Source organism: Luteimonas panaciterrae (assembly GCF_020511115.1).
GTDB lineage: Bacteria > Pseudomonadota > Gammaproteobacteria > Xanthomonadales > Xanthomonadaceae > Luteimonas > Luteimonas panaciterrae.
In genome coordinates this window covers 1-10,616 of the sequence record NZ_JAJAVH010000022.1, presented here as the reverse complement: position 1 = coordinate 10,616, position 10,616 = coordinate 1, and the positions used below count along the sequence as shown (strand labels likewise).

The following is a 10,616-nucleotide window of genomic DNA, read 5'->3' as shown; positions in this document are numbered from 1 at the left end:
CCGCCGCCCTTCGGGTCTAGGCACATCGCGGCTCGCAAAGATTCTTAGCAGCCAAGAGCAAAAGCTTTGCTCGGCTTTGCCTCGCCTTTCTGCTTCTGAAAAAAGCTTGAGCCCCTTTACAACCAGAGACCCGGAGGGCGGCGCACAGGGATGTGCGCCGTTTTTCGACCGAGCCATGGATGGCGAGTCGAAAAATCCTGATAGCAATGAATCTATGGGATTGCTTCGCCGGGGAAAGCGTTTTTCTTTGGTTCGTTTCTTTTGGGGCTTACCAAAAGAAATGAACTCGGCCGCGTAGCGGACGAAACGCTTTGGACTTTGACTTGGTCACGGCAGAAGCAACAGCAAAATGGATCCCAGCTTCCGCTGGGACGACGATCAAGCGAACGGCTGGATGACCAGCCATCCGGCTGTTAAAACCCCGGCCTCCGCTGGAATGACGAGCAAAAACCCCTCAGCCCAACCAATCCCGCCACGGCAACCCCGAATCCCCCAACGCAATGAAATCCCCATTGAGCAACGTATCCCGCTGGTTGTACCGCAATGCCCGCCCCCGCGGATCGATCACGGCGCCACCAGCAGCTTCCAGAATCGCCTGCCCCGCCGCCGTATCCCACTCGCTCGTTGGCCCAAAGCGCGGATACACATCCATCCCGCCTTCGGCCAACCGGCAGAACTTGAGCGAGGACCCCAGCGCCACCGGCTCAACTTCGCCGATCCGCCCCATAAACGCATCGCTGCGCGGATCCCGATGCGATCGACTCCCGGCCACGCGCAACGGCGCGAGCGCCGGCCGCCGCGTCTGCAACCGAACGTCTCCGGCTTCTTCACCATCGCGCCGGAAGGCACCCTGCCCGCGCTCGCCATGCCACAGCTGCCCGGTGACCGGCGCCTGGATCACACCAAACACAGGTTCGCCTTCCCGGATCAGCGCGATGTTCACTGTGAACTCGCCATTGCGCTTGACGAACTCGCGGGTGCCATCGAGCGGATCGACCAGCCACAACGTCGACCAGGTGCGGCGCACGACGGACGGCACATCCTCGGCCGACTCCTCCGACAGCACGGGAATGTCCGGCGTCAGCCGTTCCAGCCCCTCGACGATGCAGCGATGCGCGGCCAGATCGGCGGCGGTGAGTGGACTGTCGTCCGCCTTGCGCTCGACGTCGAACGCAGTGTCGTAGACCCCCAGGATCGCCGCCGCGGCCTCGTGCGCGATGGCGATCACGCCTTCGCGCAGGGCATCGTCCAGGGCGTCACTCGTCGTCATGGTGCGCCAGATATTCGCGAGTGATGAACAGGGCCGCGATCGAGCGGCCTTCGGAGAAATCCTCGCGCAGGATCAGCTGATGCAGATCGGCGAGTTTCCAGGGCACCACTTCCAGCTCTTCCGGCTCATCGCCGGGCAAGCGCTGCGGGTAGAGATCGCGCGCCAGCACCAGATGGGTCTGGTGGTTCATGTAGACCGGTGACAGGCTGATCGAGCGCAGCACTCGCAGGGAACGCGCGCCGTAGCCCGCCTCTTCCATCAGTTCGCGATTGGCGGCCTGCTCCGGTGTCTCGCCGGCATCGATGCGGCCCTTGACCAGGCCCAGCTCGTAGCGGTGGACGCCGGCGGCGTATTCGCGCACCAGCAGTGCTGTTTCCGCGTCCAGCATCGGCACGACGACCACGGCGCCGTGGCCCCGCCCCATCAGCCGTTCGTAGCGGCGGCGCTCGCCGTTGCCGAACTCCAGGTCGAGGAATTCCATCTTGTATGGCCCCGCCTCCTGCTCGGTGATGGCATGGATGGTGGGCAGGCGGCGTTCACTCATGCGCGGCGCTCCGTGCCGGCAGAGGCGATAATCGGTGCATGGAAAAGAGTCCTCACGATGCATCGATTCTAAACGACCCCGACCACTGGCGGGCACGCGACCTCGCGGTGCTGTGGCATCCCTGCACGCAGATGCGCGAGCATCATGTCGCTCAAGGGCCGGACACCTTGCCGTTGCTGCCGGTGGCGCGCGGCGACGGCGCCTGGCTGATCGGCCACGACGGCAGCCGCACGCTCGATGCGGTGAGCAGCTGGTGGACTAACCTCCACGGACACGCCGAACCGCGCATCGCCGACGCCATCGCCCAGCAGGCGCGCACGCTGGAGCAGGTGATCCTCGCCGGCTGCTCACATCCTCCGGCGGTGGAACTGGCCGAACGCCTGCTCGCCCTGGCGCCGCGTCAGGCCGGGCGCGCGCCGTTGTCCAAGGTGTTCTACGCCGACAACGGATCGGCCGGCGTGGAAGTGGCCTTGAAGATGGCCTTCCACTGGTTCCGCAATCGCGGCGACGAACCGCGGCGGACCAAGTTCGTGGCGCTGGAGAACGGCTATCACGGCGAAACGATCGGCGCGTTGTCGGTCGGCGACATTCCGCTGTATCGCCGCGTCTACGCGCCGCTGCTGACGGAAGCGCTGTTCGCGCCTTCGCCGGACGCCTATCTGGCGCGCGGCGGCCAGAGCGCGGCCGCTTGCGCCGAGGACGCAGCCGATGCGTTGGCGCGCCTGCTCGACGAACACGCGGGGGAAATCTGCGCATTGATCCTGGAGCCGCGCGTGCAATGCGCCGGCGGCATGCGCATGCACGACCCGGTCTACCTCAAGCGTGCCCGCGAACTGTGCGACGTGCACGGCATCTTCCTGATCGCCGACGAGATCGCCGTCGGCTTCGGCCGCACCGGCACGCTGTTCGCGAGCGAGCAATCCGGTGTCATGCCCGATCTGCTCTGCCTCTCGAAAGGGCTGACTGGCGGTTTCCTGCCGCTCGCCGCCGTGCTGGCGACGCAGACGCTCTACGACGGCTTCCTCGACGATTCCCGCGAACGCGCCTTCCTGCATTCGCACAGCTACACCGGCAATCCGCTGGCCTGCGCGGCGGCGCTGGCCTCGCTCGACATCTTCGAGTCCGACGACGTGCTCGCGCGCAACCAGCGCACGGCGGCCAGAATGGCGGCGCTCGCCGCGCCGCTGGCCCAACTTCCGCACGTGGCGGACGTGCGCCAGGCCGGCATGATCGTCGCGTTCGAACTGACTCGCGACGGCGACAAGCACACTCCGTTCGACCCGGCGCTGCGCATCGGATTGCGCGCCTACCGCGCCGCGCTCGCACGTGGCGTCCTGCTGCGCCCGCTCGGCGACATCCTGTACTGGATGCCGCCGTACTGCATCGACGACGCGCAACTGGCACTGCTCGCGCAGACCACGCAGGATGCCATCCGGGAGGCCGTCGCATGCGCGTGAACCGGGCTTATGTCGAAGGTCCGCTGTCCGTCGGCATGCGGCTTGCGCTGCCGGAAAGTGCGGCGGCGCATCTCGTGCGCGTACTGCGTTTCGGCGTTGGCGATACCTGCGTGTTGTTCAATGGCGAAGGCCGCGACTACGACGCGCGCATCGTGTCCGCGGATAAGCGCGGCGCCGAAGTCGAGATCGTCGCCGCGCGCGATGTCACCAATGAATCACCACTGCGCATCGTGCTCGTGCAAGGCATCGCCCGCGGCGAGAAGATGGACTGGATTTTGCAGAAGGCGACCGAACTCGGCGTCGCCGCTTTCGTGCCGGTCAGCAGCGACCGCAGCGAAGTGAAACTCGACGCCGACCGCGCCGGCAAGCGGCTCGCGCACTGGCGCAGCGTGGTGATCTCGGCCTGCGAACAGAGTTGGCGCGCGCGCGTGCCCGAGGTCGCGACGCCGCAAAGCCTGACTGCCGCACTGTCGGCGCTGCCGGGTGACAGCCTTCGTCTGATGCTCGATCCCGATGCGCGCGACTCGATCCACTCGCTGCAGGCACCGGGTGACAATCCTCTGGTGATCGCAATCGGCCCGGAAGGCGGCTGGTCGCCACGTGATCGCGCCTCCTTGGCGGACGCCGGCTTCATCGGGTTGCGCCTGGGCCCGCGCATCCTGCGCACGGAAACCGCGGGCATCGCCGCGATCGCCGCGTTGCAATCGCGCTTCGGTGATCTTTCTCAGGCCGTTCCGGCCTGACCGACGGCTTCAGTTCGCGCCCTCGCCGGCGGGAACGGCCTGGGCAATTGGCCTTTGGCCGCCGGGCAACAGGTACTTCCGCCGGTATTTCAGGAACGGCGATTCCAGGAACCTGTAACTGAGATAGCCCACCGGAAGCATCAGCGCGAAGCAAACGATCATCCACGCGCATGCCACGTAGAAATTCGAAATATCCATGATCCTGGTATGGATGAATGCCGCCATCCTGTACACGAAGAAGAAGTGGAGCAGATAGATGGAATACGAATACGCGCCATATCGGGCCACCCATCCCGAAATCCCGTCGGCGCGCGGCCGATAGGTATTGTCGTAGTAGCCGATAAGGATTGCGTACGCCATTCCTTCTAGCGTCGGCAGTACGACCCAGAGCGGACTCGTGGAGGGATAGGCGGGATTGAGCATGAACCCGCCGATACGATCGAAATACCAGTAGAAGCCCAGGAACACGATCGCCACGGCACCAGCCAGCCAATGCCTGCCGCGGAGGAGAGCGCTCGATCCGAAAGCGAGGATTCCCAGCATGAACTGATCGATGCGTCCGATCAGCGTGAAATAACTCAAGGTCTGGATTTCGCCACGGGTGGCGTACAGGTGCAGGCGCAGCAGGATCGCCAGTAGCACGATCAGCAGCAGCCAGAACCGCGAACGCTTGAACAGGAGCAGGACGATCGGCAACATCAGATAGAAATGCATCTCGATCACCACCGACCAGGCGCCGTTCGGCAGGGTCGGCTCGATCCAGCCCCTCTTGATCATCGACAAATAGATGCCGAAATCGGGATCGGTGAAATATCTGTAGAGGGTGATCCCTCCCACCACCGCGATCAGCAATGGTGCGAGGCGGACGAAGCGGTTCCAGAAAAAGACGCCATACCGCACCTGCTGTCCGTCCAGCAGCTTGGCGAAGAGGTAGCCGCTCAACGTCATGAAGATGGCGACGCCGGTATGTCCCTCATCAAGCAGCGCCAGGGGAAAGATCGTTGGCGCGTAATCGTGCGGAACCGGACCTAAAGGCCCGTGCAGGAAATGCCAGGCGAACGCGACCAGCATGGCCAGCGCACGCACATGGTCCAGCGCGATGAAGTACTCGCCCGAAGACGACCGCATTCCACGTCCCTGTCGTTTGGTCTGGTCAGGTCCCGACCCGCGCCGTGCCTCCGGTATCCATCGCGGCGCGAATCACCTCTTCCACGTAATCAACGTCCGGGATCAACGCCGCATCGTCTCCAAGATGCACGCGCATCCGCACGCCTGGGGGTAGCGGGAGATCGTTTCCGTCCTCCAGCAACGCCTGCCGCGTCACCGTCACCAGGCGGGGGAATCCCTGCGTCAGGAACGCGAAATGCGGCTGTCTGGCGTTTCCGCCGAGCGCCTTCAGCACCGCCACCTTGTTGGCCAGGCTACCGCTCTCCTCCGCCAGGCCAGCGAAACGGGAGAACGACACCAGCGGCACCGACCAGCCACGCCAACGGATACGGCCGAGCAGCCAGTCGGGCGCGTTGTCGACCGGCTCCGGCGTCGCATACGACAGCACTTCGGAAACGCTGGCGTTGGGCAGCAACAGGCGCGCGCCCTCCACCTGGATCAGCACGCCGCGGATGTCTTGGCCTGGAGCGGTCATGTACGCAGTGCTCATCAGGAAGGCCAACGCTCGATAAGGCGCGCGGCGAGTTCGGCCGGCGTTCCGGCGACGGCGCCGCGCGCGATCAACGCGGCGGGCGCGGTGCTGTCGTAGCAGCCATCCGTGGTCTGCGCCGCGACCAGGCCGCGCGCTTCGATGTGCGCCATCGCGCTGTCGATGCGTGTGGGATCACTGCCGCTGAGAAACAGATGGGCCGAATCCTCACCGGGCAGCGCGGCCAGGAATTCCGACGGCGCATCGGGCGCGCCATCGACGAACGACAGCTCCATCCCCTTCCGCTGCAGCGAGAGTCCCGGCGCCATGAAATACACGGTACCGGGACTCGCCGGCCGCTCGGACGCCGCCAGCGCGACCGGCAGCTTCGCGACGCGTTCCATCTGCCTGACGAGGCGGTCGTAGCGGCCACCGTCCAATTGCAGTCGCACCAGGATCGGACGCGAGAACGTTTCCGGAAGCGCGGCCAGCAGCTGACGCACGGCATCGGGTCCACCGAGTCCGGCCTCTACCACCACCGCGCCGCGCGGCGGTCCATTTCCGTAACTATCGGTGTCGGCGAGTGACAGTCCTGAAATCCGTTCTTCCAGGACTTCAAGTTCATGCGCGACATCAGCCGGAGCTTCTGCTTCGGCGACAAGCGGCGACTGTGCGGATGCCTCGTCGTCATCCACCAGCGCCCACTGGCTGCTGTCGATGACCTCCGCCGTTTCGACCGGCGCTTGTTGCGGAGTACTGACGACTGCATGTTCCCGCACCACATCCGGCTCACGCTGCGCGGCGGGCTCGGAGAACGATGCGAACAAGGCGTCGACATCGACCAGCGGCAGCGGCGTGAAATCCGGGCGCGGCGTGACGGCTTCCGATGCGTCGAACTCGATCATGGAGTCCACATCTTCGACGCTTGCCACTTCCAGAAGCGTCGGCGGTGCCAGCTCTGCTTCCTGCTCCGGCTCCGCTTGCGCCGACAGCTCCACGATTTCTTCGTCGGCTTGCGGTTGCTCGACAGCCACGTCGACGATTTCGGCGAGATCGGCATCGTCCTGTGCCGGTTCGACGACATCGACCGTCTGCTCTTGATCCTCCGCGGCGACCACCGGCAGCTCGACCGGCTCCGCAACTTCGATCGTTTCCGACCGGTCTTCGGCAATCACCGTTGATTCGAGCGACTCTGATGGCTCGGCCTCGCCGACGATCACGGACTGACTCAAATCATCCTGCGCCGCCTGCTCCGCGGTTTCGATCGCTTGCACCTGATCTTCCGCGATCGTCACCGGCGACTCGGTCGTTTCCTGAATTTCGATCGTGTCGGTGATTTCGACACGCGCCGCTTCTTCCAGCGGCGCCGCGTCCGCCACGATCGTGTCGACAACGGCAACCGTATCTTGCGATGCGCGTTCCGGAAGTCGCGTTTCCTCTTCCTGCCTTCCAAGATTCGGAGGCAACACTTCACCGTGACGACGCAACTTGGCACCAAGATGGCGTATCCAGCGCGCCGCATCCCAACCCACGCGATGCGAGACGAGTTCGGCCTCTTCGAAAATCACGATCAGCGACGGATCCGCCAGCAGCTGATACAAGCGATCCAGCTCATCGTAGGCCGCCGGTTCGAGCGCGACCAGCAGTGCGCGCGGTTCCGCGGCCCTCACCTGCTCGGTATCGATCGATGCCAGATCGGCCACCAGCGTCACCTGCGCGCCCGCGTCGGCGAGCGCGGCGCCCAGACGGTCGCGCGCCTCGCCCGCGGATGCGAGCAGCGCCACGCGGATCGGATCGGTTGCGCCGGCGAGAATCACCGGCTCATGCGTGTCCGGTGCGAGAGCCGACGGCGGCTGGAGCGGAACGCTCACGACCGAAGCAATCTCGCCACGGATGGCATCGGCGGATCCACCGACATGCCCCCCGAACGCCCCTGCAGTATTCGGTTGCTCATTCATTGTCGTGCCGTTGCAGCTTGAGGAGTTCATAGACATTGCGCACCAGTTCGTTCTCCTGGTACGGCTTGCCGAGATAACGTTCCACGCCGATCTCGATCGCGCGCTGGCGATGCTTCTCGCCGGTACGCGAGGTGATCATCACGATCGGCACATCGCGCAGGCGCGGCTCGCTCTTCATCTGGATCGCGAGTTCGTAACCGTCCATGCGCGGCATTTCGATATCGAGCAGCATCAGGTCGGGCACGCGCTCGACCATGTGCTCCAGCGCGTCGATGCCGTCGCGCGCCACCATGACCTCGAAGTTGTGGCGTTCGAGGATGCGGCCTGTGACCTTGCGCATCGTGACCGAGTCGTCCACCACCATCACCAGCGGCACGCGGTGCGAGACCGCCGCCGGCGCGGCCGGCTTGGTGTCGCGCGGCTGCACGGCCTGGCGGCGCACCAGCGGCGCGATGTCGAGAATCACCACGACACCGCCGTCGCCCATGATGGTGGCGCCGAAAATGCCCGGAATCGAAGCGACCTGCGGGCCGACCGGCTTCACCACGATCTCGCGGTTGCCCACGATCTGATCGACCGCGATCGCCGCACGCAATTCACCCGAGCGGATCAACAGCAGCGGCATCTGCAGCTGGCCTTCGGCGCGCGCCGGCGGCTGCCCGATCAGCTGGCCGAGATCGTGGACGTGATAGTCCTCGTCGCCGTAGCGATAGCTGGCGCCGGACTGTTCGAAGGCATCACGGGAGATGCGTCCGACACCGCGCACCGAAGCGATCGGCACCGCGAAATTGGTCTCGCCGATCTTGACGAATACCGCCTGCGTGACGGCGAGCGTCTGCGGCAGGCGCAGGGTAAAGCTCGTGCCCTCGCCATTCCGCGAAGCAATGTCGAGCGCGCCGCCGAGCTGGCGCACTTCGCTCGCCACCACGTCCATGCCGACACCGCGGCCGGCCAGATGGCTGACTTCGTCGGCCGTGGAGAAGCCCGACTCCAGGATCAGCACGTTGAGATCGCCATCGCTGAGCACGGCGTCGGCGCGGATCAGGCCGCGTTCCTCGCCGCGACGGCGGATCGCCTCGCGATCGAGTCCACGGCCGTCATCGCCGATCTCGAGCACCACTTCCGAACCTTCGCGGCGCATCGCGATGCGGACCGTGCCTTCCTCGGGCTTGCCCGCGTCGCGGCGGAGCGCCGGTGTTTCCAGACCGTGCGCGACCGCGTTGCGCAGCATGTGTTCGAGCGGCGCGGTCATGCGCTCCAGCACGTTGCGATCGAGTTCGCCCTGCGTGCCGTCGAGCTTGAGCTGGACGTGCTTGCCGGTTTCCGACGCCGCCTGGCGCAGCACGCGGCGCAGCCGTGGCACGAGCGCGTCGAACGGCACCATGCGCGTGCGCATGAGGCCTTCCTGCAGTTCCGAGCTCACGCGCGACTGCTGCAGCAGCAGGGTTTCGTACTGGCGGATCAGGTCGTCGAGCGTGCCCTGCAAGCTCGACATGTCGGCCGCCGATTCGCTCAACGCGCGCGAAAGCTGCTGCAGCGTCGAGAAGCGGTCGAGCTCGAGCGGATCGAAGGTTTGGTCGGCGACTTCATGCTCGCGCTGGTAGCGGGCGATGATCTGCGCTTCGGTTTCAATATCGAGGCGGCGCAGCTGATCGCGTAGACGCGTGTTGGTCTGCGCCATTTCGCCCATGGCGCCGCGGAACGCACCCAGCTGCTGTTCGAGACGGGCGCGATAGATCGCCACCTCGCCGGCGTAGTTGACCAGGCGATCCAGCAGGTCGGCGCGAATGCGCACCTGCTCCTGTGGCGCGCGCGTGGTGACGCCTTCGTCCTCGGCACCATCCCGGATCGGCGCCGAGAGTGGCTTGAGCCTGGTTTGCGGGTCCGACGCAATTTCGGTCGATTCCTCCGCGACGTGACCGAACGCGCGGGCGTTGAATTCGGCGATCAGCGCGTCTTCCGCCTCGATCGTGCGATGCGCGCCGATGCGGGTGATCATCGCGTGGAGCCGGTCGAAACCGCGCTCCAGCAGCGGGATGCCCCCCCTGCCGAGTTCGAGCTGTTGTTCCGCCGCCGCCTCGAGCAGCGATTCCATCGCATGGCCCAGATCGCCCACGGCCATGATGCCGGCCATGCGCGCGCTGCCCTTGAGTGTGTGCAGATCGCGCTGCAGGCCGATCACCGGTTCGCGCTCGCCGGGTGCCTCGCGCAATTGCGCGAGCAGGCCGTCGGCGTGATCGAGCAGATCGCCGGCTTCTTCGACGAAGAGGTCGACCAGTTCGGCGTCGAGACCGGTGAAGTCCAGCAGGTCGTCCTGATCCGAGGCGACGGATGCTTCGGGCTCCGGTGGTGCCTCCAGGACGATGTTCTCCGCTTCCTGGTCCTCGTGCTGCAGCGGTTCCGCTTCGGCGGCGACGAGGGAGGCTTGTGCGAGTTCGGCGCCGAGACGTTCGGCTTCGAGACGTTCGGCTTCGAGGCGTTCGGCTTCGAGGCGTTCGGCTTCGGCGCGCTCGGCTTCCAGGCGCGCGGATTCCTTCGCTTCTTCCTCGGCGATGCGAGCGGCTTCCGCACGCGCGGCCTCGAGTTGTGAAACTTCGAGTTGTTCGGCAGCGAAACGAGCCGCTTCGAACCGCTCGGCCTCGATACGCTCTGCTTCGAGCAAGCCGGATTCCAGGTGCTGGAACTCTCGGCGCTCGATCTCGAGGCGCTCAGCTTCGAGACGGGCCGCCTTTTCGCGCTCCTCGGCCAGTGCCTGTTCGTGTGCGATGCGTTCGGCTTCCGCATGCTCGTCTTCCAAGCGAGCGGATTGCTTCGCTTCTTCCTCGGCGATGCGGGCGGCTTCCGCACGCGCCGCTTCGAGACGTTCGGCTTCGAGACGTTCGGCTTCGAGGCGTTCGGCTTCGAGTCGTTCGGCTTCGAGTCGTTCGGCTTCGAGTCGTTCGGCTTCGAGGCGCTCGGCTTCGAGGCGCTCGGCTTCGAGACGTTCGGCTTCGAGACGTTCGGCTTCG

At 65.5% G+C, this 10,616-nt stretch carries 10 protein-coding genes and 1 pseudogene; 5 read left to right on the top strand and 6 right to left on the bottom strand.

The window, feature by feature from the left end; all coding sequences use genetic code 11:
• Positions 1-298: hypothetical protein (locus LG367_RS17635; protein WP_226470584.1), on the top strand; the 298-nt coding region annotated here is incomplete at its 5' end.
• 156 nt (positions 299-454) lie between these two features.
• On the opposite strand, the gene cysQ is transcribed toward LG367_RS17635, so the two are convergent.
• Both cysQ and nudE read right to left on the bottom strand, forming a co-directional pair.
• Positions 455-1,270, bottom strand: a complete 816-nt coding sequence (cysQ, locus tag LG367_RS17630) for a 3'(2'),5'-bisphosphate nucleotidase CysQ (RefSeq protein ID WP_226470583.1) — start codon at positions 1,268-1,270, stop codon at positions 455-457.
• Positions 1,257-1,814 (bottom strand): ADP compounds hydrolase NudE, encoded by a 558-nt coding sequence (nudE, locus tag LG367_RS17625; RefSeq protein WP_226470582.1) that lies wholly within the window; start codon positions 1,812-1,814, stop codon positions 1,257-1,259. Before nudE ends, cysQ begins: the two co-directional genes overlap by 14 nt.
• A 38-nt stretch (positions 1,815-1,852) precedes the next feature.
• Here nudE and bioA point away from each other — a divergent pair, with 38 nt between their 5' ends.
• Positions 1,853-3,271 (top strand): adenosylmethionine--8-amino-7-oxononanoate transaminase, encoded by a 1,419-nt coding sequence (bioA, locus tag LG367_RS17620; RefSeq protein ID WP_226470581.1) that lies wholly within the window; start codon positions 1,853-1,855, stop codon positions 3,269-3,271.
• The gene (locus LG367_RS17615) at positions 3,262-4,014 is read left to right on the top strand and encodes a 16S rRNA (uracil(1498)-N(3))-methyltransferase (protein WP_226470580.1); all 753 of its coding nucleotides are present in this window, start codon (positions 3,262-3,264) and stop codon (positions 4,012-4,014) included. The genes bioA and LG367_RS17615 overlap by 10 nt, the downstream gene beginning before the upstream one ends.
• A gap of 9 nt (positions 4,015-4,023) precedes the next feature.
• Here LG367_RS17615 and LG367_RS17610 read toward each other — a convergent pair whose 3' ends face one another.
• The 4 genes from LG367_RS17610 to LG367_RS17595 all read right to left on the bottom strand — a co-directional run bounded on the left by LG367_RS17610 (position 4,024) and on the right by LG367_RS17595 (position 9,886).
• Positions 4,024-5,142, bottom strand: coding sequence for an acyltransferase family protein (locus LG367_RS17610; RefSeq protein WP_226470579.1), 1,119 nt, complete (start codon positions 5,140-5,142; stop codon positions 4,024-4,026).
• Positions 5,143-5,167: 25 nt separating this feature from the next.
• On the bottom strand, positions 5,168-5,656 hold the full coding sequence (locus tag LG367_RS17605; protein WP_226470578.1) for a chemotaxis protein CheW: 489 nt from the start codon (positions 5,654-5,656) through the stop codon (positions 5,168-5,170).
• Positions 5,657-5,670: 14 nt separating this feature from the next.
• Positions 5,671-7,521 carry a chemotaxis protein CheB gene (locus LG367_RS17600; RefSeq protein WP_226470577.1) on the bottom strand — a complete coding sequence of 617 codons (1,851 nt, stop codon included), beginning with the start codon at positions 7,519-7,521 and terminating at the stop codon, positions 5,671-5,673.
• Positions 7,522-7,600: 79 nt separating this feature from the next.
• Entirely contained in the window at positions 7,601-9,886 is a 2,286-nt protein-coding gene (locus tag LG367_RS17595) for a response regulator (RefSeq protein WP_226470586.1), read from the bottom strand.
• Positions 9,887-9,939: 53 nt separating this feature from the next.
• Between LG367_RS17595 and LG367_RS18785 the strand changes: the two are divergent.
• Both LG367_RS18785 and LG367_RS18780 read left to right on the top strand, forming a co-directional pair.
• Positions 9,940-10,101, top strand: a pseudogene (locus LG367_RS18785) (hypothetical protein); the annotation flags it as partial.
• A gap of 181 nt (positions 10,102-10,282) precedes the next feature.
• On the top strand, positions 10,283-10,616 hold a 334-nt coding region (locus LG367_RS18780; protein WP_425491006.1), incomplete at its 3' end, for a hypothetical protein.

What these genes read in the sequence shown, in the direction of transcription:
- cysQ (WP_226470583.1), bottom strand. Translation starts at nt 1,270, where the DNA reads ATGACGACGAGTGACGCCCTGGACGATGCCCTGCGCGAAGGCGTGATC.
- nudE (WP_226470582.1), bottom strand. Translation starts at nt 1,814, where the DNA reads ATGAGTGAACGCCGCCTGCCCACCATCCATGCCATCACCGAGCAGGAG.
- bioA (WP_226470581.1), top strand. Translation starts at nt 1,853, where the DNA reads ATGGAAAAGAGTCCTCACGATGCATCGATTCTAAACGACCCCGACCAC.
- LG367_RS17615 (WP_226470580.1), top strand. Translation starts at nt 3,262, where the DNA reads ATGCGCGTGAACCGGGCTTATGTCGAAGGTCCGCTGTCCGTCGGCATG.
- LG367_RS17610 (WP_226470579.1), bottom strand. Translation starts at nt 5,142, where the DNA reads ATGCGGTCGTCTTCGGGCGAGTACTTCATCGCGCTGGACCATGTGCGT.
- LG367_RS17605 (WP_226470578.1), bottom strand. Translation starts at nt 5,656, where the DNA reads ATGACCGCTCCAGGCCAAGACATCCGCGGCGTGCTGATCCAGGTGGAG.